At 65.5% G+C, this 25,317-nt stretch carries 22 protein-coding genes; 19 read left to right on the top strand and 3 right to left on the bottom strand.

What is annotated here, in order from left to right; translation table 11 throughout:
- Position 1 precedes the first annotated feature (1 nt).
- Complete coding sequence (locus F8O06_RS10625; RefSeq protein ID WP_192496925.1) at positions 2 to 1,261, bottom strand: acyl-CoA dehydrogenase family protein; 1,260 nt, start codon at positions 1,259 to 1,261, stop codon at positions 2 to 4.
- Between the two features lie 272 nt (positions 1,262 to 1,533).
- On the opposite strand from F8O06_RS10625, the gene F8O06_RS10620 reads away from it, so the two are divergent.
- The 13 genes from F8O06_RS10620 to F8O06_RS10560 all read left to right on the top strand — a co-directional run bounded on the left by F8O06_RS10620 (position 1,534) and on the right by F8O06_RS10560 (position 17,516).
- The gene (locus tag F8O06_RS10620) at positions 1,534 to 2,850 is read left to right on the top strand and encodes an O-acetylhomoserine aminocarboxypropyltransferase/cysteine synthase family protein (RefSeq protein ID WP_158038536.1); all 1,317 of its coding nucleotides are present in this window, start codon (positions 1,534 to 1,536) and stop codon (positions 2,848 to 2,850) included.
- Positions 2,851 to 3,241: 391 nt separating this feature from the next.
- Positions 3,242 to 4,309: an ATP-grasp domain-containing protein gene (locus F8O06_RS10615; protein WP_225733479.1), complete on the top strand. Its 1,068-nt coding sequence runs from the start codon at positions 3,242 to 3,244 to the stop codon at positions 4,307 to 4,309.
- On the top strand, positions 4,306 to 5,334 hold the full coding sequence (locus F8O06_RS10610; protein WP_158038535.1) for an LLM class flavin-dependent oxidoreductase: 1,029 nt from the start codon (positions 4,306 to 4,308) through the stop codon (positions 5,332 to 5,334). Before F8O06_RS10615 ends, F8O06_RS10610 begins: the two co-directional genes overlap by 4 nt.
- Before the next feature lie 242 nt (positions 5,335 to 5,576).
- On the top strand, positions 5,577 to 6,869 hold the full coding sequence (locus F8O06_RS10605; protein WP_158038534.1) for an LLM class flavin-dependent oxidoreductase: 1,293 nt from the start codon (positions 5,577 to 5,579) through the stop codon (positions 6,867 to 6,869).
- A 69-nt stretch (positions 6,870 to 6,938) separates the two neighbouring features.
- Entirely contained in the window at positions 6,939 to 8,321 is a 1,383-nt protein-coding gene (locus F8O06_RS10600; protein WP_158038533.1) for an NtaA/DmoA family FMN-dependent monooxygenase, read from the top strand.
- Positions 8,314 to 9,306: a PLP-dependent cysteine synthase family protein gene (locus tag F8O06_RS10595; protein ID WP_158038532.1), complete on the top strand. Its 993-nt coding sequence runs from the start codon at positions 8,314 to 8,316 to the stop codon at positions 9,304 to 9,306. The genes F8O06_RS10600 and F8O06_RS10595 overlap by 8 nt, the downstream gene beginning before the upstream one ends.
- A 206-nt stretch (positions 9,307 to 9,512) precedes the next feature.
- The gene (locus F8O06_RS10590; RefSeq protein WP_192496924.1) at positions 9,513 to 10,100 is read left to right on the top strand and encodes a CE1759 family FMN reductase; all 588 of its coding nucleotides are present in this window, start codon (positions 9,513 to 9,515) and stop codon (positions 10,098 to 10,100) included.
- Positions 10,101 to 10,269: 169 nt separating this feature from the next.
- On the top strand, positions 10,270 to 11,316 hold the full coding sequence (locus F8O06_RS10585; RefSeq protein WP_158038530.1) for an LLM class flavin-dependent oxidoreductase: 1,047 nt from the start codon (positions 10,270 to 10,272) through the stop codon (positions 11,314 to 11,316).
- Entirely contained in the window at positions 11,316 to 12,401 is a 1,086-nt protein-coding gene (locus F8O06_RS10580) for an ABC transporter permease (RefSeq protein WP_158038529.1), read from the top strand. The genes F8O06_RS10585 and F8O06_RS10580 overlap by 1 nt, the downstream gene beginning before the upstream one ends.
- Positions 12,398 to 13,279, top strand: coding sequence for an ABC transporter permease (locus F8O06_RS10575; RefSeq protein WP_158038528.1), 882 nt, complete (start codon positions 12,398 to 12,400; stop codon positions 13,277 to 13,279). Before F8O06_RS10580 ends, F8O06_RS10575 begins: the two co-directional genes overlap by 4 nt.
- Positions 13,276 to 14,976, top strand: coding sequence for a dipeptide ABC transporter ATP-binding protein (locus F8O06_RS10570; RefSeq protein ID WP_158038527.1), 1,701 nt, complete (start codon positions 13,276 to 13,278; stop codon positions 14,974 to 14,976). The genes F8O06_RS10575 and F8O06_RS10570 overlap by 4 nt, the downstream gene beginning before the upstream one ends.
- Before the next feature lie 102 nt (positions 14,977 to 15,078).
- Positions 15,079 to 16,701, top strand: coding sequence for an ABC transporter substrate-binding protein (locus tag F8O06_RS10565; RefSeq protein WP_158038526.1), 1,623 nt, complete (start codon positions 15,079 to 15,081; stop codon positions 16,699 to 16,701).
- A gap of 164 nt (positions 16,702 to 16,865) precedes the next feature.
- Positions 16,866 to 17,516 carry a hypothetical protein gene (locus F8O06_RS10560; protein WP_158038525.1) on the top strand — a complete coding sequence of 217 codons (651 nt, stop codon included), beginning with the start codon at positions 16,866 to 16,868 and terminating at the stop codon, positions 17,514 to 17,516.
- Here the strand turns inward: F8O06_RS10560 and F8O06_RS10555 are convergent.
- Positions 17,411 to 17,944, bottom strand: coding sequence for a GNAT family N-acetyltransferase (locus tag F8O06_RS10555; protein WP_158038524.1), 534 nt, complete (start codon positions 17,942 to 17,944; stop codon positions 17,411 to 17,413). The two genes, F8O06_RS10560 and F8O06_RS10555, sit on opposite strands and share 106 nt — an antisense overlap.
- A gap of 331 nt (positions 17,945 to 18,275) precedes the next feature.
- Here F8O06_RS10555 and F8O06_RS10550 point away from each other — a divergent pair, with 331 nt between their 5' ends.
- The 4 genes from F8O06_RS10550 to F8O06_RS10535 all read left to right on the top strand — a co-directional run bounded on the left by F8O06_RS10550 (position 18,276) and on the right by F8O06_RS10535 (position 22,197).
- Positions 18,276 to 18,521 carry a hypothetical protein gene (locus F8O06_RS10550; RefSeq protein ID WP_158038523.1) on the top strand — a complete coding sequence of 82 codons (246 nt, stop codon included), beginning with the start codon at positions 18,276 to 18,278 and terminating at the stop codon, positions 18,519 to 18,521.
- Between the two features lie 100 nt (positions 18,522 to 18,621).
- Complete coding sequence (locus tag F8O06_RS10545; RefSeq protein WP_158038522.1) at positions 18,622 to 19,515, top strand: DUF1684 domain-containing protein; 894 nt, start codon at positions 18,622 to 18,624, stop codon at positions 19,513 to 19,515.
- Between the two features lie 5 nt (positions 19,516 to 19,520).
- Entirely contained in the window at positions 19,521 to 20,687 is a 1,167-nt protein-coding gene (locus F8O06_RS10540; protein WP_158038521.1) for an LLM class flavin-dependent oxidoreductase, read from the top strand.
- On the top strand, positions 20,635 to 22,197 hold the full coding sequence (locus F8O06_RS10535) for an MFS transporter (RefSeq protein ID WP_158038520.1): 1,563 nt from the start codon (positions 20,635 to 20,637) through the stop codon (positions 22,195 to 22,197). The genes F8O06_RS10540 and F8O06_RS10535 overlap by 53 nt, the downstream gene beginning before the upstream one ends.
- 16 nt (positions 22,198 to 22,213) lie before the next feature.
- Here the strand turns inward: F8O06_RS10535 and F8O06_RS10530 are convergent, their stop codons facing one another.
- On the bottom strand, positions 22,214 to 23,167 hold the full coding sequence (locus tag F8O06_RS10530; RefSeq protein ID WP_225733478.1) for a GNAT family N-acetyltransferase: 954 nt from the start codon (positions 23,165 to 23,167) through the stop codon (positions 22,214 to 22,216).
- 195 nt (positions 23,168 to 23,362) lie between these two features.
- Between F8O06_RS10530 and F8O06_RS10525 the strand changes: the two genes are divergently transcribed.
- On the top strand, positions 23,363 to 24,448 hold the full coding sequence (locus tag F8O06_RS10525; protein WP_158038519.1) for an amino acid ABC transporter permease: 1,086 nt from the start codon (positions 23,363 to 23,365) through the stop codon (positions 24,446 to 24,448).
- Positions 24,445 to 25,278, top strand: coding sequence for an amino acid ABC transporter ATP-binding protein (locus tag F8O06_RS10520; protein ID WP_158038518.1), 834 nt, complete (start codon positions 24,445 to 24,447; stop codon positions 25,276 to 25,278). Before F8O06_RS10525 ends, F8O06_RS10520 begins: the two co-directional genes overlap by 4 nt.
- Positions 25,279 to 25,317: the final 39 nt, after the last annotated feature.

The following is a 25,317-nucleotide window of genomic DNA, read 5'->3' as shown; positions in this document are numbered from 1 at the left end:
CTCACTGGCCGGGGCGGCCCCAGCCGTAGTCTGGCTCCGAGTCGGTGAGCAGTGTGCTGCCGACTTCACGCACGCGGAATCGGTGGGGATTGTGCTGTGCCACGGTACGGGCGTTTCGCCAGTGCCGATCGAGGGCAGAGCGCCGTTCGATTTCGGTGGCGCCGCCGACGTCGAAGATCTTGGTGGTCACTGCGAGCGTCGCGTCGACGATCACCGCCTGCGCCTGAAAGACCGAGAGGCTCAGTCGGGTCAGCGCGGCAGGGTACTCGGGGGAGTCAGTGGGGATGCCGTGCACCTGGTCGTAGAGACGGGTGACGTGTGCAAAGGCGCTTTCGGCTGAGAAGGCCAGACTCGAGGCCTCTCCGATGACGCTCTGAATCACTGGATCCTCAGCCGGACTTGCCGACAGACCGTGGCTGAAGTTGTGGTCACGCGCACGCACATACGCGACGGCGTCGTCGACGGCCGACTGAGCGATGCCGACCTCGACGGCGAGCAGAACCAGCTGCCAGAATGCGAAGATGACCTCTTGAACGCCGGTGGCTTGTTGTTCCACCCTGCGTGTGGTCGCTTCGTCGAGTCGCACCCCAGCGAAGGTGATTGACCCGCTGCCGCTGCCGCGCTGGCCGAATCCGCCCCAGTCCGGATGAACGGTGACGCCGGGAGCATCGGTCGGTACGAAGAAGACTTCGACGGTGCCGTCTTCGGTGACGCCGCTTGCGCTCGTCCAGTCAGCGAACAGCGACCCGGTGGTGAAGTACTTGGTTCCGTTGAGCACGCGATCGCCCGACGGCGAACGAGTGATGGTGCTGCTGACCCGTGAGACGGCGCCATGCCGTTCGTTCGATCCAGAGCCGAAGATTCGCCCCTGTGCCGCCTGCGCGTAGATCCAGTTGGTGTTTGCGTCCTGGCTCAGGAACGCGCTTTCGATCGCGTTGACGTGAGGGCGGAACGCATGGGCGATATTCGAGTCGGCGCGCGCGAGAGCGACCAGCACGGCGAGCACCTCAGAGGGCAGCAGGCCGTCGCCACCGAACTCCCGCGGAACGCTCAGGCGACCGAAGCCCTGCTCGACCAGGCCGGCGATGGCCGCGTCAGGCTGTTCTCCCTCGGTCTCGCGTGCCGCGGCAGTCGACTTGATCTGGGCGAACTCCGGTGCGAACCGCCGAATCGCGTTGTCAACTCGACTGCCGGCCTGCGGGCTCCAGCTCTTCTGGGCGGTGAGCGGGGAGGCAAAGCGGTGAGGGCGCTCGAGGGGCACGGCGGACATCCTTAGTCGATGGGGCAGAGCACCCGATGGCGCTCTGATCGAGCCCTGGGCGCATGCTGCGTCTTGGCAGGTCTCAGCGTAGGCGGCCGATTCGCGAGACCGACCTGCATGTCCGACTGTGACGCCGGCCGGTTTCTCAAGACGCTGCGTCGTCAGCAGGCGGGTGCACACATGACGGTGCATGAAGCCCGTGCTTGCCGTGTCGCTGCCGTTGCGAGACTCTACGCACGCAGCAGTCGCATTCGGCGACGAGAGGATTGGTCATGGCGCAAGAGAAGTTCGGTTTCGAGACACGGCAGATTCATGCCGGGGAGGAGCTCGACAGCGACTACCGCGCGCGAGTGACTCCGATCTATGAGACCGCCGGGTATGCGTTCGCCGACTTTGACGACGCCAGACGTCACTTCGAGCACGTCGACCCACGAGACTTCTACGGACGCACCGGCAACCCCACGAATCACGTCGTCGAACGGCGTCTGGCCGACCTCGAGGGCGGCACGGATGCGGTGGTTCTGGCCAGCGGACAGGCTGCGATCAGCGGCACGCTGCTGGCACTGGTCTCTTCGGGGTTCGAGTTCATCGCCACGTCGAGCCTGTACGAGGGCACGAAGGTGCTCTTTCGAGACGCACTCTCACGACAGGGCATCACCGTGCGCTTCGTCGACGCGGAGGCGAGTGACGACGTCTGGGAGCAGGCCTTCACCAACGGCACTCGCGCGGTCTACACCGAGACGATCCCGAACCCGAAGAACGACATCGTCGATCTGCCGCGGATCGCCGAGATCGCTCATGCGCACGGTGTGCCGCTGATCGTGGACAACACCGTTGCGACTCCGTACCTGTCTCGTCCGATCGAACACGGCGCAGACGTCGTCGTGCACTCCACGTCGAAGTGGCTGAGCGGGCATGCGAACATCATCGGAGGCGCCGTGATCGACGGCGGCACGTTCGACTGGAATGCGCATGCCGACGCGTTCAGACACCTGACCGCTCGAATTCGGCCAGACCGACCGTCCTACGTCGAGGCGTACGGCACCTCCGCCTTCGCCGCCTATCTGCGCTTCGGCGTGGTGGGCAACTACGGGCAGTCCTTCTCGCCGCACAACGCCTCGTTGCTCCTGCTCGGAATCGAGACGCTGTCGCTGCGCATCGAACGAGAGGTTGCGAATGCCCAGCGCATCGCCGAGTATCTCGAGACGCATCCGGCAGTGTCGAGTGTGGACTACCCCGGGCTTCCGTCGAACCGGTGGCACGAACGTGCCAAGAGACTGCTGCCGCTTGGCGCTGGTGCCGTGGTCTCGTTCGATCTGGCCGGCGGGGTGGATGCCGCAGCACGGTTCTACGACGCGCTGCGGCTGGTCTCGCGAATGACGCACATCGGAGATCTGCGCACGCTCGCGATTCACACCGGCTCGACGATTCACCGGAATCTGACCGAACAGCAGCGCGTGGAGGCCGGCATCACCCCCGGGCTCATCAGACTGAGCGTCGGGCTCGAGACCGTCGAAGACATCATCGCCGACCTGTCGCAGGCCCTCTCGTCGATCGACGAAGCCGACCACGGCCGTCACGATCGGTAATACGGAGCGAGGGGTGAAGCCGAGTTGCTAGATTCGACTTCACCCAACAGTGCTCAGACGTGTGCGAATGAGCCGTGCAACAGAGAGAAGAGTCATGACTCAGCGGTCTTGCGGCCGAACGGGTGAGCATGCTCGCCCTCCGCTCGAACCAGAGGCCTGCATCCGTCGGCTCTGGCCGGAAGCGAGCACGACGGCCCGCAGAGACTGCGCTGTCGGCTTTCTAACGGCAGCGCTATGACGCGAACGCGCGGACGACGGCCGAGGCCGCGCACGAGCTTCTGGCGGCCGGTCGCGCCGCCGCCGACCTCGTCGCCGATCTGCGAACTGCGCGCGAGACAGCTCACTGGCACGTCTGACCAAGCCCCCGTTCATCTGTGAAGGAGAACCCAGCATGACATTGCTCAATGACACGAATTCGCCGGAAGGTATTGAGACCTCGGCCGAGCGGGGCGCGGGCGTCAGCACAGCACCAGAGATCTTCGTCATCCATGAGAACCCAGAGTGGATCCCGCCGTTCGCTGCGGCCTTCGCACGGGCGGGTCAGCCCTTCCGCGAATGGCTGCTGACCGACGGGTCGATCGATCTTGACCGCGAGCCGCCTGAAGGCGTGTTCTGGTCGAGGCTCAGCGCCTCATCGCACAGTCGTGGGCACGAGCACGCAAAGGAGTACGGTCGCGCAGTGCTCGCGTGGCTCGAGTCGTACGGGCGACGGGTGATCAATGGCTCGTCGGTGCTCGAATTCGAAGTCAGCAAGGTGCGACAGTACCTTGCGCTGGCCCGGGCCGGGTTCCGCGTTCCGCAGACGGTCGCCGTCTTCGACCGCGGTGACCTGAGCGCTCGTGCTGCGCAGCTGCAGACGCCGTTCATCACGAAGCACAATCAAGGCGGCAAAGGGCTCGGCGTGCGGCGTTTCGACAGTCACGCAGAGTTCGCCTCCTACATCGCGAGCGAAGAGTACGAAGAACCGGTGGACGGCATCACGCTGCTGCAGGAATACGTACGCTCGGCCGAGCCGTTCATCACGCGAGCCGAGTTCATCGGCGGGCGCTTTCACTACGCGGTGCGGGTCGACACCTCTGCGGGATCGTTCGAGCTGTGCCCCGCTGATGCATGTGAGATTCCGTCTCAGAGCACGGCCGAGGAACTGCCTGCTCTGGCGGGTGCGGCCTGCGACGTGCCTGCGGCACCAGGCGCCTTCACGGTGCGCCCCGAGATCACAGCGTCGCATCCGCTGATCGAACAGCTGACTCGCTTTCTCGACGACAACGGGATCGAGGTGGCCGGGGTGGAGTTCATCGAGACCGCTGACGGCGATCTGGTCGTCTATGACATCAACACCAATACGAACTACAACAGCGCCGTCGAGCTCACCGTTCACACGCCGGCTGCAGATCGCCTGGTCGAGTTCCTCACGGCGGCGGCCGTGACTCAGCGACATGTGTCACGAGCGCACGCATGAGGTTCGGCTTTTGGACGCCGGTCTTCGGTGGGTGGCTGCGCAACGTCGAGGACGAACAGACCCCGCTCACCTGGGAACATCTGAAAGAGATCGCGCAGACAGCCGAGGCGATCGGCTACGACCTCACCCTGATACCAGAGCTGTATCTGAACGACATCAAGGGGCCTTCCGGGCCGACGTTCGACGCCTGGGCCACCGCGGCGGCTCTGGCGGCGTCGACTGATCGTCTGGAGATTCTCACGGCGATCCGGCCGAGCTTTCATCCGGTCGCTCTGACCGCCAAACAGATCGCGACGATTCAGGCGATCGCCGGCAATCGGCTCAGCCTCAACGTGGTGTCGGCCTGGTGGCAGGAAGAGGCCCGTCAATACGGCATTGACTTCGAAGACCACGACCACCGATACGCGGTCACTCAGGAGTATGTCGATGTGCTGACCGGGCTGTGGCGGGAGACCCCGTTCACGCACCATGGCCGCTTCTTCGATTTCGACAACACCTCTCTCGAGCCCAAGCCCGAGCAGCGGCCCGTGATCTACGCGGGAGGCGAGAGCGAGGCGGGTCGGCAGGCCATTGCGAACTTCGCTGACGCCTATCTGGTGCACGGCGGCACACCCCAAGAGGTGCAGGCGAAGATCGCAGACCTGCAGCGGCGGCGCGTCGAGGTCGGCCGGCAGCCGTTCCAGCACTTCGGCATGGCGGCCTATGTCATCGTGCGAGACACCGAGGCGCAGGCGCAGGCCGAGCTGGAGCGGATCACCCGTGTGCAGGCGGGCGCCGCGTATGACTCCTACCGAGATTTCGTCTCGAAATCGCAGTTAGACACCCAGGTGAGTCTGCATGACTACTCCGTCTCGAATCGGGGGCTGAGACCGAATCTCATCGGCACGCCCGTGCAGGTGGCCGATCGCATCCGGGCCTTTCACGAGGCCGGAGTCGACACCCTGCTCATTCAGGCCTCGCCCGTTCTGCCCGAGCTGCAGCGCATCGCCGAGCAGGTGTTTCCCCTGGTCGATCGTCAGGGCTGACCCGCCGGCCGCCCTGGCGCTGGCACGGCCGAGTCAGCTGCACGCATGGTCATGCGTCGTCGTGACATGCCGTTCCGGGCCCGCAGATAACACAATGTGACGCCTTCTGACCCTTCGTTACCGGTCGACGTGAGACGACTCGGTCGTGACCCTACGCTGAACGCAGCAGAGCGCAGCTCACCGTCGTCGAGAGGTCCACCCCACGGCCTCGAGCGCGGTGACGAATTCAGGAGGCCGCAGACATGACCGAAACCCATCTCATCCACATCGGCGTCGCACTCGAAGGCGCCGGCTGGCACCCGGCGGCGTGGCGTGAGGCCAGCTCTCGGCCGACCGAGCTCTTCGACGCCGGCTACTGGCTTGATCTGGTGCGCATCGCCCAGCGGGGAGCTCTTGACTTCGTCACGATCGAGGATTCGCTCGCTCTGCAGTCGTCTGACCGGCTGCGCCCCGACGAGCGAACTGACGAAGTGCGGGGGCGTCTCGACGCGGTCGTGCTGGCTTCGCGGCTCGCACCCGTCACCGAGCACATCGGTCTGATTCCGACGGCGACGACCACGTTCACCGAGCCCTTCCACATCTCGAAGGCCATCGCGACCCTCGACTTCACGAGCCGGGGGCGCGCAGGAGTGCAGCCGAAGCTCTCGCTGCGTCACGACGAGATCACGCATGTGGGCCGGCGCGAAGAGGAGTTCATCGCCGCGCTCGAACGCATCGACACCGTCGATCAGCTTCGCGACGAGGCTGACACCGCCGTGCGTCAGGCGTTCGACGAGGCGGCCGACTTCGTCGAGGTGTTGCGCCGTCTCTGGGACTCCTGGGAAGACGACGCCGAGATCCGAGACGTCACGACCGACCGTTTCATCGATGCAGACAAGCTGCACACCATCGACTTCGAGAGCGAGGCGTTCAGCATCCGCGGGCCGTCGATCACGCCGCGCCCGCCGCAGGGGCAGCCGGTGGTCGCATCGCTCGCGCATGCGCAGGTGCCGTATGAGTTCGCCGCGCAGCAGGCCGACGTGATCTTCACCACGCCCGATGCGGAGGCTGGTGCCGCAGGCGGGTCGGGTACCGCTGAAGAGGTGCTCGCCTCGGTGCGAGCGGCTGAGCGTGAGACGCAGCGCGGCGGCGAGCCGCTGCGTGTGTATGCCGATCTCGTGATCCTGCTCGACGAGGCCTCTGCCGTCGGAGAGACGGGGTCAGCTCGTCTGCAGAGACTGGACGCACAGGGTCGTGCTCTGCGCAGCGATGCGCGCATCGTGACGGGATCGGCAGCCGAGGTGGCCGACCTCATCAGTGCGCTGTCGCAGGCCGGCTACGACGGTGTGCGTCTGCGACCGGGAGTCGTGACCGACGACCTGCCGGCGATCGTCGACGTGCTCGTGCCCGAGCTGCGCAGCCGCGGGCTGTTCCGTGACGCCTACCCGGAACATGAGACGCTGCGCTCTCTGCTGGGGCTGCCGACCGACGTGCCCAGCCGCTATGCCGGCCAGCCGTCGCACCTCTCGCCTGCTCCGCAGACGGCACTGTACTGAGCGCTGCCCAGCGATCACGACTCACGCCACACACCCTTCCACCGCAGCATTCGAGAGGAACAGCACATCATGAGCACTCCGTCAGACTCCACACCACGCAAGCAGATCATCCTCGCCGCACACGTCGGCGGGGTCAACGAGCACACACTCTGGGAAGCCCCCGGTGCGGGCAGCCAGATCGAGTTCGAGACCTTCGAACACGTCGCCCAGACCGCCGAACGCGGCTTCTTCGACTACTTCTTTCTCGCCGAGGGACTCGCGCTGCGACAGCACGGTGACGCCCTGTTCGACCACGACATCGTCGGCAGACCAGACACCATTCCCGTGCTGGCGGCGCTCGCCGCGGTCACCGAGCACATCGGTCTGATCGGCACGCTGAACTCGACGTTCAACGAGCCCTACGAACTCGCGCGTCAGTTCGCGAGCCTCGATCAGGTCTCGAACGGCCGGGCCGGGTGGAACGTCGTCACCTCGTTCGACGCCTTCACCGGTGCGAACTTTCGACGCGGCGGCTACCTGCCTCGCGAACAGCGCTACGAGCGGGCCGAGGAGTTTCTGCAGACCGTGAGGCAGCTCTGGGACTCCTGGCCCGAAGATGCGATCGTCGCTGACAAAGAGACGGGGCGGTTCCTGGCCTCGGCCGAGGCCGGCGCCTTCGCGCACCACGGTGAGCAGTTCGACGTCGAGGGCCGATTCACGGTGCCGCGCAGCCCGCAGGGACGGCCCGTCATCGTGCAGGCCGGCGTTTCGAATGACGGCCGCGACTTCGCCGCCGCCAACGCCGATGTGATCTTCTCGCCGTTCCACGAGGCGGGTGAGGCCAAGCGCTTCTATGCCGACATTCAGCAGCGACTCGTGAAGTTCGGACGTCACCCCGGCGATCTGAAAATCGTGCCCTCGGTCGGTTTTGTCCTGGGAGAGACCGAAGCCGAGGCGCAGGAACGTGCCCGCGAAGTCCGGCATCAGGTCTACACGCCGAAGACGGTGCAGGTGCTCGCCGAACAGATCTGGAACCGAGATCTGTCGAACTACGACCCTGACGGGCCGCTGCCAGACCTCGACCCTGCCCTTGACGCGCCGAGATTCGTCAACGGCCGCACCTATCACTGGGACAGAACGGCAAAGATCGCCGAGCTGCGCGCCTATGCCGATGCACACGGCACGACACTCCGAGAGACGTTCGAACAGCTGCACGGCCGTCTCGACTACGTGGGGACGCCGGAGCAGATCGCCGACGCACTCGATGACTTCGTGCAGCAGGGGGCGGCCGACGGGTTCGTCATCGCTCCGCCGGTGATTCCGTCCGGATTCGACGAATTCGTCGACAAAGTCGTTCCGCTGCTGCAGGAACGCGGCTCACTGCGCACGGAGTATGCGGGCACCACACTCCGCTCGAACCTTGGGATTCCGGTGCCCGAGCGCGGAGAGCAGGCTCCGGCAGTGTATGCCTGAGCGGCCGGGACCCGCAGCGGTCGATGCTGCCGATCGAATCCGAGGCAGCATCCTCGAGCTGATCGGTGACACCCCGCTGGTCGAGCTCTCTCGTTATCGGGGGCTGCACGGTCTGGGCGGGCGTCTGCTGGCAAAACTCGAACGCGCGAACCCGGCAGGCAGTGCAAAAGACCGCATCGCGCTCTCGATGATCGAAGATGCCGAGCGGCGCGGCGATCTCAGCCCCGGAGACACCATCGTCGAACTCACCAGTGGGAACACCGGCATCGGCATCGCCGCCGTCGGAGCGGTGAAGGGATACCGCGTCAAGATCGTCATGGGGTCTGCGGTCAGTGCGGAACGGGCGAGGCTGGTGCGCGCATACGGCGCCGAGGTTGTGATCCTCGACGAGGACGAGTTCGCAACCGGCCCCGCCCGCCGTGACGAAGCAGACCGCATCGCTGCTGAGACGGAGCGGGGTGTGCAGCTGATCCAGAGCAGGAATCCCGCGAACCCTGCGGCTCATCGGCGCACCACCGGCCCTGAGATCTGGCGCGATACGGCGGGTCAGGTGGATGCGCTGGTCGCGTCGGCAGGCACTGGAGGCACCCTCAGCGGCACCGCTTCGTTCCTGCGCGAGCACAACCCCGATCTGCATGTGGTGCTGGTCGAGCCCACCTGGGAGTCGGTCCCCACACCTGAGCACACGCACCCGTCACATCGGATCGATGGCGTGCATCGCATTTCGGGCGAAGACGAAGAGACGCTGCCGTGGACGCTCGACCGCGACCTCGTCGACGAATCGATCGAGGTCGCGGTCGACGACGCCTATGCGGCCGCCCGTGAACTCGGTGCTCATGAAGGCATTCTGGTGGGCACCTCGTCAGGAGCGGCGCTCTGGGCCGCGGCGCAGCTGGCGGGCCAGGAGCGGTTCCGCGGACGCACTGTCGTGGTCATTCTGCCCGACACGGGCGAACGCTACCTGTCCACGCCGCTGTTCGACTGAGGCGATCCGACCTGTGGTCTCTCGACGACGAGGCAGGGAGCAGCGGAGTCACACTCTGACACACGATGCATCGGCGGGCGCGAGCACCGGTAGATTCTGCTCGCAGGGGTACTGATCACGCAGGTTCGGTTGTCGTTCGACCGGGCAGTGGCCAGGCCGTCCCCACAGACCGGACAGTCAGATCCGAGAAAGGTCGGGTGTTCTCCATGCCCAACAGCCCTCATACAGTGATCGTCTCGGGGACGCTGAGCACCCCGTCGAAGACCACGGCGTTGGGCGAGGCCATCGGAGCCTCGCTGGTCGAGCATCACGGCGGTGACGTCCAGACGATTGAGGTCGCCGCGCTGACCGGAGAGATCGGGCGGTCTCTGATCACGGGACACACGACCGAGGTGCTGCAGGATGCCGTGCGGCGCATCGAGCATGCCGATCTGCTGGTCGCTGTGTCGCCGGTGTTCAAAGGCAGCTACTCGGGGCTGTTCAAGCACCTCTTCGACTTGGTCGACCCCTACGCCCTCACCGCCAAACCGGTAATTCTCGGCGCGACCGGCGGCAGCCAGCGGCATTCGCTGACCGTGGACTACGAGCTGCGACCGCTCTTCACCTACTTCAACGCCAATGTCTCGCCCATCGGCGTCTATGCCACCGGTGACGACTTCGTCGACTATCAGGCGGTGTCGACGCAGCTGCTCCAGCGCATCGACCGCGCTGCCTCGACGCTCGCAGTGGGCGCTTCGGCGGCTGACGGCGGTCTGAACCGTGTGCCCGAGGCTGCTGCGGTCGCACTCGGCTGAGCCTCCGCTCGCTGGTGTCTGCGTCGTTTGCGGCTCGATCCGGGCTGCACCATGACGTCTACTGTGTCGCAGTGTTGCGACTCGGTGAACGTCGACTCGGGGCGCCTGCATAACATGACGAGGCATTCGACAACTCAGAGCGCACAGAAAGACGAACGACGGAACGACGATGACAGCAGATCAGCAGCGGGATCACTCAGCCGGCACCGGCACCGTACCGGTGGCGGGCGTGATCACTGCGGGGTCATATCCCGCGGATGATCCAGTCACAGGGCTCAGAGAGGTGCTCGAGCTCATCTCCTTCGTCGAGCAGCTGGGATTCGACACCGTCGGCGTGCGCCAGCGCCACTTGGAGCGGGGCATCTCATCGGCGCTGACCTTCTTGGGCGCCGCTGCAGAGCGCACGAGTCAGATCACACTGGAGTCGAACGTCGTGCCGCTCGGGTTCGAGACTCCGTTTCGGCTGGCCGAAGACTTCGCGACAGTCTGGGCCCTGGCAGCGGGCCGTCTGCACATCGGCGTGAGCTCTTCGGCGCCGCACGCCGACCTGCTCGCCGACCTCAACCGACCTGACGCAGACCCGAAGACCGACGCGTACGAACTCATCGCCCGATTCCTGGAGGCGCTTGAGGGCAGAACCCTGAGCGACCAGGGGCTGCAGACGCCGTATGGCATCGAGGAGCGACCGCACGTGCAGCCGAACATTCCCGGGCCGAATCGCCCAGTCTGGCTGGGCGGCGGGTCGAACCGCTCAGTCGACTGGGCCGCCCAGCACGGCCTCAACCTCTTTCTCGGCAACCTCACCGATGCCGAGGGTGACGCAGACTTCGGAACGTCGCAGTTCGCTCGGGTTCGTCGTTTCCGACGCGCAGCGGCGGAAACGACGTTCGGTCGAGAGCGCTCGGTGGCAGTCGAACGCGTGCTGCTGCCGACAGACACCGCTTCGGCCGAGCAGCGCGCGCACTATCGTGAGTTCGCCTCCTCACGCGAGGCGCGCACACACGTGGCCCATGGAGCCCGGCGCACGCTGATCGCGCGCGACCTGCACGGTTCGGCTGCAGAGATCGCCGAACGACTGGCCGCAGACCCGGTCTTCGACGGGTCGACGCAGCTGCGAGTGTCGCTGCCATACGGCTTCGAACTCGCCGAGTACCGACAGATTCTCACCGACATTCGCGAACGCGTGCTGCCGCTGCTCGGCTGGGAGGCACACTGATGCCGCGGTTCATTCTCGGTCGTCTCGGCCAGGCGCTTCTGGTGATCTTCGTGGCCTACACTGTGGCGTTCCTTCTGCTCTATGCGCTGCCGAGCGACCCGATCTCTCTGCTGCTCGGCACTGATGCCGGCGACGTCACCGAAGCGCAGCGTGCCGAGCTCGCCGCGCAGTACGGGTTCGACCAGCCGCTCATCGTGCAGTACTGGCATCATCTCACCAGCCTGTTGACCGGAGACCTCGGGTTCTCGGTGCAGCAGAGCAGAGACGTCGTCGCGATTCTGCTCTCGGCGATCGGCCCGACGCTGCAGCTTGCCGCCTTCGCATTTGTGCTCGCCCTGGTGTTCGGCCTCGGCCTCGGTCTCTGGGCAGCGGGAACGCGCACGTCCTGGCTCTCGCAGATTCTGCTGGGGCTGCCGAGCCTGGGCGTTTCGATTCCGGCCTTCTGGTTCGGACTGGTGCTCATCCAGCTCTTCTCGTTCCGCTGGCAGATCTTTCCCGCGTTCAACGCCGAAGGCCTGGCCGGGCTCATTCTGCCCGCTGCGACGCTCGCGCTGCCGACCGGCGCCATGGTCGCGCAGGTCTTCGCCCGGTCGCTGATCAATGTGCAGCGTCAGCCGTTTGCGACCACGGCACGTTCAAAGGGCGCGGGTCATCGCTATGTGCTTCTTCGCCATGTCTCGCGCAATGCGCTGCTGCCGGTTCTGACGATCACCGGGTTGGTCGTCGGCCAGCTGTTCAGCGGCACCGTCGTCACCGAGACGGTCTTCTCACGGCCGGGTCTCGGCCGCGTCATCGCGTCGGCTGTGACGAGTCAGGACATCCCGGTGGTGTTGGGAGCGGTGCTCATCGGAGCGCTGCTGTACACCCTGACCAACCTCGTCGTCGACCTGATCTACCCCCTCATCGATCCTCGCCTGCGCGCGTCGATCGGAGCGCGGTCGAATGCGCGTCGAAGGAAGAGTGCTTCGCCAGCCGGAGCGTCCGGAGCTGCGGTCGCCGCATCCCCCGACACGGTCTCGCTGCAACCAGGCGAAGTGAGCAGCGACGCAGAGACCGACTTCGCGGTGAAGGCGACCCACGCATGAGCACATCGACAGTGACGACTTCTGCTGCGAATGCAGCGACAACGCCCGCATTCGGCGTCTGGCAGCGCCTGCGCACCTCTTGGGCGGCCAGCCCCACGGTGATCGTCTCTCTGGCCTGGCTGCTCGTGGTGCTCGTCTCGGCGGTCGCACCTGCGGTGATCGCACCGGGCGACCCGCTGACGGGCGAGGTCTCTGAGAAGCTGAGGCCTCCGAGTCTCACACATTGGTTCGGCACCGATCAGCTGGGCAGAGACCTGTTCACCCGGGTGGTGCATGGCTCCGGTCTCACCCTGCAGGCCGTGCTGATCGCACTGGCTCTCGGACTCATCGTGGGCACGCTGTTGGGGCTTGTGGCCGGCTTCGTCGGGCACCGGACGGACGCGGTCATCATGCGCATCGCCGATGTCCTGCTGGCGATTCCCAATCTGCTTCTCTCGCTTGCCGTCATCGTGGCCTTGGGCTTCGGAACGGTCAATGTGGCCATCGCCGTGGGCGTCACGAGCATCGCGTCGGTCTCGCGCGTGATGCGGGCAGAGGTGCTCAAGGTCAAGCAGTCACCGTACATCGAGGCGGCCCGCGCCGGCGGAGCCCGTTGGGGGCGGATTCTGCTGCTGCATGTTCTGCCGAACGCCATCGCACCAGTCGTCGTGCTGGGCGTGCTCGAGTTCGGATCGGCGATTCTGGCCATCAGCGCTCTCAGCTTCTTGGGCTACGGTGCGACTCCACCAGCCCCGGAATGGGGTGCGTTGGTCAGTCAGGGACGCGACTTTCTCGCGGCACAGGGCTGGCTGTCGACGCTTCCAGGCCTCGTGATCGTCGCCACGGTGCTCTCGGCCAACCGCATTGCCAATGCGCTGAACGACAGGACAGCCTCATGACACAGGAATCCTCAGCGCTTCGTCACGACGCTGCAGCGAAGCCGCTGCTGGGCGTCAGAGACCTTCGGCTCAGCTACCAGACGAGCCGTGGCCCGGTCGCGGCCGTGCGCGGGGTCTCGTTCGACGTGCACGCCGGAGAGCGTGTCGCCTTGGTCGGCGAGAGTGGCTCGGGCAAGTCGACCATCGCCTCATGCGTCATCGGCCTGCCTCCGCGAAACCTGCAGATCGACGGCGGCAGCGTCGTCTTCGACGGGCAGGAACTGCTCGGTGCGAAAGACCGAGTGCTCAATGCGATTCGCGGCCGTGACATCGGGTTCGTGCCGCAGGATCCGACCGTCTCGCTGAACCCGGTTTTGCGTGTCGGCGAGCAGGTCGCAGAAGTGCTGAGACTGCATCACCTGCAGCCCCGCGACCGAGCGAGGCTGGCGGCGCTCGACGCGCTCAGACATGCCGGGATCGACGATGCGGAGCTCCGAGCCTCACAGTATCCGCATGAACTGTCTGGCGGGCTTCGCCAACGAGTGCTGATAGCGATCGGTCTGATCGCCGGGCCGCGCCTGCTCATTGCCGACGAACCGACCAGCGCCTTGGACGTGACCGTGCAGAAGCGCATCCTGGACCACCTCGATGCCCAGGTGGCCGAAGCCGATCTCGCCGAGCTCTTCATCACTCACGATCTCGGCGTCGCCGCCGATCGCACCGACCGCATTCTCGTGCTGCGCCGTGGCGAACTGGTCGAAGACGGTTCGCCCGAGCAGGTGCTGCATGATCCGCAGCATCCGTACACGCGTCAGCTGATCGCCGACGCTCCGAGTCTGCACGCGGTGCGCCGAGCGACGCGGGTGCGCAGCCGTGCGGATGCGGACGCGACCTCCGAGACGCACGACAGCGCGCAGCAGCCCCAGAATGCGTCGGCACTCGAGTTGAGGCACATCGTGAAGGAGTACGAGCTGCCGAACGGCGCCGGGGCCTTCCGGGCCGTGGACGATCTCAGCCTCAGCGTCGTTCGCGGGCAGACCACAGGTCTGGTCGGCGAAAGCGGTTCGGGCAAGACCACCACAGGGCGTATCGCACTTCGGCTCGAGACGCCGACCTCAGGAGAGGTCATCGTCGATGGCACGGACATCGCTCAGTGGCGGGGAGAACGGCTGCGTCAGCTTCGCCGTCGTATCCAGGTTGTGCAGCAGAACCCGTACGCCGCCCTGAACCCTCGCATGAGCATCTCGCACATCGTCAGCGAGCCGCTCGCCTCGTTCGGCATCGGCAGTCGCGCCTCTCGTCGAGTGAGAGCCGCAGAGCTGATCGATCAGGTGGCGCTGCCGAGCACAGTGCTGGACCGCTCGCCGAGTGAGCTGAGCGGGGGACAGCGGCAGCGAATCGCCATCGCACGGGCTCTGTCCATCGAACCGGCGCTCATCGTGCTCGATGAGCCGGTATCGGCACTTGACGTCACCGTTCAGGCGCAGATCCTGGATCTGCTCATCGATCTGCAGCAGGAGCATCGACTGAGCTATCTGTTCATCTCGCATGACCTCGCCGTGGTGCGAGACATCGCTCACGAGGTTGCGGTGATCAGGTCAGGGCGCATTCGCGAGAGCGGAGAGACCGAGCGCATCTTCGACCAGCCGCAGCATCCGTATACCAGAGAGCTTCTCGACGCGATACCGGGCCGATCCTTTCGCGCGACCGTGAGCTGAACCAGACGCCCAGAGACGTGGGCGCCCGGATCGGCCTCGAGCGCCGTTCTGCAGAAGCACAGATGACCTTCGCCACCGCACAGGAAGAAAACAGGAGACAAGATGTCACGAAAACGAACTCAGAGAGCCCTCATCGCCGCGGCCGCGGCGGGGCTGGCGCTGTCCCTTGCGCTGACCGGGTGCGCCAGCGGGGGAGGAACCGCATCGAACGACGCCGGGCCGGTCGACGGGGGCACCCTGAAATTCGCGATCGGCAACGATCCGATCAGCTTCAACCCGACCGGAGTCGGCAACGGCAACGACACCTGGTACGTGACGCGACAGGTGTATGACTCTTTGGTCTATCAGAATCCGGATAGCCAAGAGATCGAGCCTTGGCTGGCGAAGTCATACTCGGTGAACGACAACGCAACGGAGTTCACTTTCAACTTGAGAGACGACGTCACCTTCTCAGACGGAAGTCGGCTCACCGCCACGACGATCAAGGCGAACCTCGACGACGCGAAAGCAGCCGGGGCCGCGTCATCTGCGGCGAGCTATCTGGCGAGCTACACCGGAACCGATGTGACGGATGAGCATACGGCGGTCGTCAAGTTCGCCAAGCCAAACGCTTCCTTCCTCTCAAATGCAGCCACCGTGACACTGGGCATCGTCTCAGACAAGTCGCTGACGGTTCCCTTCGCCGATCGCTCGGCCGGCACGAACATCGCCGGCTCAGGGCCGTTCGTCCTCAAGTCGTACACGAAAGATCAGTCGACGACGCTCGCCAAACGCGACGGCTACACGTGGGCACCCGCATCGCGTGGCAACACCACTGGCGCTCATCTCGACGCGGTCGAGTTCTCTGTCGTGCCGGAGAGCGGCAACCGCACCGGCGGCCTGACGAGCGGTCAGCTCGATGTGGCCGGCGGCATCGCACCCAACGACATCGACACCGTTGCCGCCTCGAACAACACGGTCGAACGTGCGAACCCGGGCACGGTCTTCGGCGTCTACTTCAACGAACACCAGCCGGTCATTGCCGACGAGAGCGTTCGAGAGGCCGTCGGCTACGCGGTCGACGCCCAGGAGATTCGCGACGGAGCGCTGAACGACCACTTCGCTGTCGCTGACAGCGTGCTGTCTCAGACCACACAGGATCACGAAGACGCCTCGTCGGTGATCCCGGCACACGACCCCGAGAAGGCCAAACAGGTGCTGGAACAGGCCGGCTGGACCGAGGGCTCCGACGGGATCCGTGAGAAAGACGGGCAGAAGCTCAAATTCCGCATCTCGTACATCAACAACTTCGGCCCGAACGCTGACAGCATCGCCTTGCTGCAGCAGCAGCTGAAGGCCGTCGGCATCGATTCGGTGCAGATCAGCGGCACCGTGCCCGAGTTCCAGGAGACGATCAAGTCAGGAGACTACGAGGTGGCCTGGCGCAACCTCTCCCGCGTCGACGGCGATGTGCTGCGCACCGACTTCAGCAGCGCAGGCACGAGCAACTGGCCGGTCGACGACGCTGAGCTCAACCAGCGACTGCTCGACCAGGTCAGCATCGGCGATCAGGCGCAGCGCAGTGCTGAGATCAAGTCGCTGCAGAAGGCGCTGATCGAGCAGTATCATTTCGTTCCTGTGCACGAGCTCACGACGGTGCTCGGCACCACGAAGAGCGTGCATGGCGTCTCGCTCGGGGCAGACTCACGTCTCGACCTGCTCGTGAACGCCTACAAGGCGAACTGAGCGAAGCGCTCGCACGGTGCAGACGGCCGTCGGTCAGCAGCAGCAGCTGCGCCGACGGCCGTCTGTCGTTGACGGCAGCGATGCCGCGGTGACCGGTCTCCGGGCCGCTCGGTGTCCCTCGTAGACTGGTGCCGAGAATCCCTTCGCCTGAGGAGTGCAGCAGGATGCCCGACGAGTGTTCGCGACTGGCCCGCAGTCTGGTGCGTCACGGCATGCGTACGGTGCTCGTCGACGGTCGATCAGGCAGTGGCAAGACCTCGTTCGCTGCCGCCCTGAGAGCTGCATGGGTGGCCTCAGACGTGAATGCTTCCGCTGCGGGCGCCGCACCGGTCTCTGTGTGCTCGGTCGTGCACCTCGACGACGTCTATCCGGGGTGGGACGGCCTTCGCTGGGCCAGCGATCATGTGCGCGCCGACCTGCTCGAGCCCCGTGCCCAAGGTCGACCAGGCCGCTGGAGACAATGGGACTGGGCGACGAACCGCCCCGGGCCGATCCATGTGGTGCCTGCTGACGTCCGGCTCATCGTCGAGGGCGTCGGCTCGCTCACGTGCGCATCACGTCGTCTCGCAGACGTCGCGTTCTGGGTCGAGGCGCCGACCAGCGAGCGACGCATCCGGGCACTGCGACGTGACGGTGAACTGTATGCGCCGCATTGGGCGCGATGGAGTGCGCAGGAGGACGCATTCATCGAACGCGAACGCCCCCGTGACTATGCCGACGGGATCGTCGACAACGCTGCGACTCGAGATATCGCAGCCGCGTCGAGTCGCTGGGTGGTCCATTCATCCATCGGAACCGCCCCGAGCGAACGGTAGAACTGAATCGACGGTTCGTTCCAGTCGAGCACAGTCCACTCCACTCTGGCGTATCCTCGCTGCTGGGCGAGCTGCGCGAGATGGACCAGCAGGGCGAGTCCGTATCCCCGCCCGCGTTCTTCGGGCACGACGAACAAATCCTCGAGCCAGATTCCGGTCAGGCCGGTCCATGTCGAGAACGATCGGAACCAGATCGCGATGCCGATTACGTCTCCGTGCTTCTCGATCACCTGTGCACGAGCCGGAGCGTCGGCTTCGAACAATGCGGCGTGCAGCTGCTCTGCGGTGGTCCGAACGGCGTTCGGCTCTTTCTCATACGCTGCAAGGTCGCGGATGCGGTCAAGAATGCCGAGAACATCGGCGGGTGTGGCGTCGCGAAGAGTCGCATCGTCGGCAAGGGAACGGGGCGACAGCGAGGTCTCTGACATATCAGACAGCGTACTGCACGATCTGCCCGAGCGGCGTCGCGATGAGAGCGGTTCGATCACATGCGCAGGGCCTATCATGACCTGCCGGTCGGCTGACATGCTGCGGTCCTTGGGTGCAACAGTCTGTCCTCATACGGGGTTCAACGAGTGCATCGCCCGGTGCACCAGACGTTCAGCCTTCGAGAAGAACCCGGCGGACTCTGTGCACATCAGATCATGATCGGCCCCTGCCCCGGAGACGAATGAATGGCGATGCGGGGGAAGACGATCTCGTAAGATGTTCAGTGTCCGAAAACTCACCAGTATCCCCCGACGAATGAGAGACCCGAAGATGGCACGCAGACCCGCGAATCCAGACCGCACTTATGAAGTTGTTCTCGAAGAGTTCCGCGTCGCACGCGCCCATGCCGACGAGCTGAAAGAACAGAGCAAATCTGCCAACGCGGCGGCCGCGAAGCTCAAGGCAGAGGCCACCCGTCTGAAGAGGCGCGCCGTGTCAGAGGCCGAAAAGAAGCTCGAGAAGGCGAAAGAGGAGTACGAGAGGGTGATCGACCTCGTCGAGCACCCGGAAGACTGATCGGCCATTCGTGGGCCGCGATCAGGCGCAATGTGACGAGAGATGACCTCGTGTTGCGCCTGAGCGGGTTCACCGAGCACGAGCAGCATACGCTGCACGCATGACCATCACGAAGAGGCAGTCGCCTGCGCTTGACCGAGCGCAGTACATCGCAGACTGGGAGGCCTGGCACCGCGGCCAGGAGAGCCGACGATCAGACGACCACGGTTTTCTCGCTGTGACCACGATCGTCTGGCTCGACGAGCAGCCACAGCGCATTCCTGGAGTGCCCGGTCGCTGGGCCTCCACTGCGCTCGGCACGGTCATCGAGATCGATGCCGAAGGCGACGACCTGCTGCAGAGCGCGACGTCGGAGACGACTTCGCCGGCCGCTCTGCAGGTGCCGAGCGGTCACCAGCGAGAGATCACGCCGCAGGGAACGATCGTGTACCGACTCGGGCCAATCGCCGAACGATCAGGCCTGACGCTGACGTTCGGAGACATCGAGATCGAGGTCGCGACTCGTGGGGGCCGCACCATCGTACGCCCACGTGATCCGCGCAACGACCTGCTTGTGCAGTATCGGGGCACCCCGGTCTACCCGCCGAACCCACGGTGGATAGCCAGCGGCAGATTCGTGCCGTTCGACGAGCCGAAACCTGTCACGGTGGGGTCGGTGTCTCCAGAGATCGAACATGTCTACGAGGCTCCCGGAGTCGTCGAGTTCTCGCTGCGTGGCGAGGAGTTCACCCTCACGGCGTTCAACGGCCGAACCCCGGGCAGTCTGCTCGTGCTCTTCACCGACGCCACCAGCGGGCTGACGACGTATGCGGCCAACCGGAGTCTGCACATCGATGCGCCGGATGCATCCGGTCGTGTGACGCTCGACTTCAATCGGGCGGTCAACCTGCCCTGCGCCTACACCGACCATGCGACCTGCCCACTGCCTCCCGCAGGCAACCGTCTGCCAGTGGGCATCGAGGCGGGCGAGAAGACGCCGCTCGAGAGGGGCTGACCTCGATGAGATTTCAGATTCTCGACATCGTGCCGCATCGCGTCAACCCGGTCACCGGGCGTTTCGTGGCCCTTGCCGATCGGCTGGAGCAGACGCTGCTGACGGCACGACGATCCGAGCAGCTCGGCCTGGACGCCTTCGCCGTGGGCGAGCGTCATGCCGGTCATTTCCTGTCGTCGTCGCCGACCGTGCTCTTGGGCGCGATCGCAGCCGAGACCAATCGCATCCGTCTGAGCACCGGAGTCACCGTGCTCAGCATTCTCGACCCGATTCGCGTGGCCGAAGACTACGCCACGGTAGACCAACTCTCACGCGGCCGTCTCGAGATCACGATCGGCAAGGGCAACGAAGTGCAGCAGTACCCGCTCTTCGGGCTCGAGATCGACGACCAGTGGGATCTGCTCGCCGAGAAGTACGAGCTGCTGCGCACGCTCTGGTCGCACGAAGACGTCACGTGGCCCGGGTCAGCACTCACCCGGCCGCTGACGCATCCCACCACGACGCTGCCGCGACCGTTCGCCGGCACACCTCGCGTCTGGCACGGGTCGGCGACGACGCTCACCTCGGCCGCATTGGCCGCTCGCTGGGGCGACCCGCTGATCAGTGCCAACGCCATTCAGCCGCTGAAGAACTACACCGTGCTGGTCAGGCACTACCGTGACGAGTACGCTCGGCACGGGCATGACCCCAGACTCGCCTATGTCGGCGCCGGTGCCGGCGCGCTCTTCATCGCAGATACCACGCAGCAGGCGAGGGAACTCTATGGGCCCGTGTACGAGGCTCTGGTCAGAGCGACCAATGTGCCTGGCAACAACACGCCGTTCCGAGACATCGATCACGCGATCGCTGAGGGCCCTGCGCTGGTCGGCTCTCCGCAGCAGATCATCGACAAGATCGGTCGATTCCATGATGGCTTCCAGCACGACCTGCAGTCGGTCTCGCTGCCGACCACGGTGCCGTTCGAACATCAGCTCGACATTCTCGAACGCTTCGCCCATGAGGTCGTTCCCGTGGTGCGCGACGAGTTTCCGACCACACTGTGGGGAGCTGACGATCCGTGGGCATCTCGGGCTGCGTTCGCCGGCGGAGTCGGTCAGACGACGGGCGTCACGGCAGGACATGCCCCGACGGGTGCCGCCGCAGGGGCAGAGCGCCGCCAGACGACCCGCTGACGTGGTGCGAGAGGGCGATCGGGCGAGCACGAGAACAGGCGAACGGGGCCGACACGAGTTCGTCGTCTTGGGCTGCTGTCTGGGCGCCGGCTTCGGCACGCTCATCGACTCGTCGTCGGTCAACTACGCGGTGCCCAGCGTGCAGGCGTCTCTGGGCGCGAGCACGCAGCAGATTCAGTGGTTTCTCGCTGCGTATTCTCTGACGTTCGGGCTGGGCCTCGTTCCGGCAGGGCGCATCGGAGATCGCTGCGGCCGCAAGATTCCGCTCGTCCTGGGCCTCCTGTGCTTTCTGATCGGCGGCGTGATCGCGGTGGCCGCAGGCAGCGTCTGGTGGAGTGTGGCCGGTCGTGCGATGCAGGGGATCGGCGGGGGGACCATCAGCGCGCAGGTGCTCGGCATCATCCAAGACGAGTTTCGAGGGATGGCGCGCATCCGTGCGCTGTCGGCCTACGGCATGGCTTCGGCTGCGTCTGCGTTCGCCGGGCCGCTGCTCTCAGCGGCCGCCCTGCAGCTGCTGCCGCCGGAGTGGTCATGGCGGGGCATTCTCGCGCTGAACATGCCGTTCGTCGCGGCCACGCTGGTGCTCGCCTGCCTCTATCGGCCGGAGACGACGTCGTCGCATGCGCGGGCCGCGCCAACTGGCTCGCACCCCTCGCCTCGGCTGGTCAGCCTCGACCTGCCGGCGGTCGGACTGCTCGGAGCCCTCGTGGTCGTTCTGACGCTGCCGGTGATCGATCCCGTGCTGAGCCGACATTCTCTCTGGCTGCTGCTGATCGTGCCGGTTCTGGTCGTGACGCTGGTGCTGTGGGAGCGACACTATGCGGCGACCTCGCGTCTGCCGCTGTTCGTGCCCGAACTGATGCGCTCTTCCGGCTATGTCAGGGGCAGCGTGGTGGCGATGCTCTGGTTCGGGGCGATTCTGGCCAAGTCGACCGTGCTGACGCTGTACCTGCTGTCGACGACCTCGCTGAGCCCGATCGGTGTCGCTCTGCTGTTTGTGCCTGGGGCGCTGGCCCGCCTGTGGAGTGCGAACTTCGGCTCTCGTGCCTACAGCAGACTGGGGGCTCGTGCCGTGCCGGCGTCGATGGGGCTCGAGCTGTTCGCCGCCGTGCTGCTGCTGGTCGCGACATGGGACTGGGGTGGAGGGCCTGGAAGCGCCGAGCCCAGACTGATCTGGGCCACGATCGCCTTCGGCGTGCTGTCGGGCATCGGGTCGGGCATCACCGAACCGGTGCTTCGGGCGGTCACGCTCGATCACGCTCCCGAGTGGGCGCATGGCGTGGCCGCTTCGTTCCTGCAGCTGGTGCAGCGCCTGGCAGCGACGTTCTTCGTGGCGCTTGCCACGGGACTGCTGCTCAGCAGGGATGACGCATTCGGCCTGACTTTGGGAGTGGCCGTGGGCGTGGGCGGCACGGCTGCGGCCTGGGCGCTGGCACTCGGATCGGCGTTCCGACTGAGAACAGCGCCTGAGCAGCACGCAGCCGCGTCCGGCACCGCTGTGGAGTCCTGACTGGGGCCAGACCGGTTCAGGCGCGGAACGGCAGCAGGTCGCGCACCTGCCGAAGCCATTCGAGGTGTGCCTCTATCCGTGTCGACACCGAGAGCCGATCAGGAACGTCGGCGACGACGACGGGTCGGGGATGCGAGGTCAGCAGCGGTGCGGGGGATGCCGTCTTCTTCTGTCTCAGCACGGGACGATGCGTCAGGACCGCGCCGACGAGCCTTCCGGTGGTGCGGTGCTCGACCACCCAGAGCTCGTGCTCGTGGGCCAGGCGGGCGAGAGCGTGCGCGGCAGCCGAATCGTCTGCCGTCGGCGACTGTGCCCACAACGCGGCCGCGTCGCCGAAATCCTCCGGCCGTGCGAGTCTGACGAGCAGCGGATCCGTCGAGGCGAAGTCGTAGACGAAAACGGCCAGCGGCCATCCGTTCGAGGCCGGCGTGGTCTCGCGTTCGAGCCGCCGTTCGAAGCCGAGACGGTGGTACAGGCGCTGCGACGTGAAGTTCGTCGGCCCGGTGTCGAGCACGAGAGTCCGCACGCCCCACGCTCGTGCACGACGAAGAGCCTCAGACATCAGCGACCATCCTGCGCCGGTGCCGCGGGCCTGTGGCAGAACCGCCAGAAGGCGCAGTTCCGCTTCGCCGGTGCGCGCCTGTCTCGTCAGACGTGCGCCCGGGCGCAGCAGGCTCGCCGTGCCGATCAGAGCGGGCTGCTCGCGCACGGGTGTCGACGATGTGGGCACCTCGCCGTGCGGTCTCCGGTCGGCGACCAGCAGGTCGCCCTGTGCGGCGCGGCCGGCCGCATCGAGCAGCAGCTGCCTGCGCTGCGCGTCGGGCTGACGCGCGCCGGGCAGGGCATGGCCGAAGCCTTCGAAGGTCAGTCGGCCGATCGCCTCCAACTCGTCGCGGCGGGCGGTTCGTATCTCGATCGCTGAGCGCGGAGTGACTGCGGCCGGGGGCTGTGGCGTGGAAAGTGCGTTCACACGCGCATTCTGCGGGCAGGCGGCTGCGGAGTCCAGTGGTCATGTCACGGGAGGTCGCAGAGTCGTCATGCGGTGCCATCTTCGGCAACAAAACGTTCGATTGACCCGTCGGCCTCGGCGCGCTGTCAGCATGGCCTACATATTCAACGCAAGGTCTCTGACCGACAGCAGGGAAACGAAGAGAGGAGGCGCATGATGACCGTCACATCACAGAAGACGCGGCAACAGCAGACAGAGCCGTCAGCGCCGAGTGGGCGGGAACCCGACGACGAGAGGCGAGAGGAACGACCGGCGAAGCGCAGTGCGCAGGGCGACCCGGGCACTGCAGACAGTCTGAGGGTCGTGCCGATCAGACATTGGGGGCGATGGATCGTCTCTGCGGTGATCCTGTTTCTGGTCGCCCAGTTCGTCTGGTCGCTGTTCACGAACCGGCAGTACGGCTGGGATGTCTTCGCCGAGTACTTCTTCAACGATGCGGTGATCAAAGGGCTGTGGCTGACACTGTGGCTGACCGCGATCTCGATCGTCGGCGGCTTCGTCATCGGCACCGTGCTGGCGGTCTTCCGCCTGAGCAAGTCGCCGCTGCTGAACGCATTCGGCTACTGGTACATCTGGTTCTTCCGCTCTGTGCCGCTGCTGGTGCAGATTCTGGTGTGGTACAACCTCGGCTACCTCTATCCGACATTGGGCTTGGGAACGCCGTTCACCGACAACTACTGGATCGTCGAGTTTCCGACCACCACACTGCTGACCGCGTTCGCCGCTGTGGCGATCGGGCTGACGCTGCACCAGGCGGCCTATTCTGCCGAGATCATCCGCGGAGGGATTCTTTCGGTCGACAGCGGACAGACTGAGGCTGCGGCCGCGCTGGGGTTGCCCGCGCATGTGCGCTTCTTCCGAATCATCCTGCCGCAGGCTGCGCGTTCGATCATTCCGGCTGGCTTCAACGAGGTCATCGGGCAGGTCAAGGGCACATCCGTGGCCTTCGTCGTGGCGCTGCCTGAGCTGTTCTACACCGTGCAGGTCATCTACGGGCGCAACCAGCGGGTGATTCCGCTGCTGCTCGTGGCCGTGGTCTGGTACGCGATCATCACGACGGCCTTGTCGATCGTCCAGTTCTACGTCGAACGTCACTACGCCAAGGGCACAGTGCGAGAGCTGCCGCCGACACCCATTCAACGACTCCGGCGAGGCGTGACCGAGTTCTGGCGGCGTCTCGGTGACGACGCTGCCAGCGACAGTCAGACCCCGAGCGCGAAGACTCAGAAGGAGACCGCATGACCACCTCATCTGCTGCAGTGAGCGGCACCGCCCAGACCGACGACAGCCAGAGCGTCGACCGAGCGCCGACCGAAGGATTGGTCGAGATCGACGGCGTCTCGAAGTCGTACGGATCAGTGCAGGTGCTCAGAGACATCAGCCTGACCGTGCTCCCCGGCGAGGTCGTCTCGCTGATCGGGCCTTCCGGCTCGGGAAAATCTACCTTGCTGCGGGCGATCAATCATCTTGAGACCGTCGATCGGGGGTCGGTCACGGTCGACGGGCAGTACATCGGCTATGAGCGTCGCAGCGGTCTGCTCTACGAGCTGCCGGAACGCGAGGTGCTGCGCCGACGCACGCAAGTCGGCATCGTGTTCCAGGATTTCAACCTGTTTCCGAACCTCACCGTTCTCGAGAACATCACCATCGCTCCGATCTCGCTGAAGCGTGCCGATCGCGCCGCCGCAGAGCAGGAGGCACATCAGCTTCTCGAACGCGTGGGACTGGGCGACAAGGGTGACCGCTTTCCCCGACAGCTCTCTGGCGGCCAGCAGCAGCGTGTGGCGATCGCACGAGCGCTTGCCCTGCACCCCAAGGTGCTGCTCTTCGACGAGCCCACGAGCGCTCTTGACCCGGAGCTCGTCGGCGAAGTGCTCGAGGTCATCCGAGGACTCGCCAGTCAGGGCCGCACGCTCATCATCGTCACGCACGAGATCGGGTTCGCACGCGAGATCTCTGATCGCGTCGTCTTTCTCGAAGACGGGCAGATCGTCGAGACGGGAACGCCGGACGAGGTGATCGTCAACCCACGAAATCCTCGGACTCGCGCATTCGTCAACCGCGTTCTCTGAGCCGTTCAGCACTCGGCCAGCGGTCTGTCTCACGGCAGC

The sequence above is a fragment of the Pseudoclavibacter sp. CFCC 14310 genome (genome assembly GCF_008831165.1).
GTDB lineage: Bacteria > Actinomycetota > Actinomycetes > Actinomycetales > Microbacteriaceae > Pseudoclavibacter_A.
This window is presented reverse-complemented; position numbering and strand designations above follow the sequence as displayed.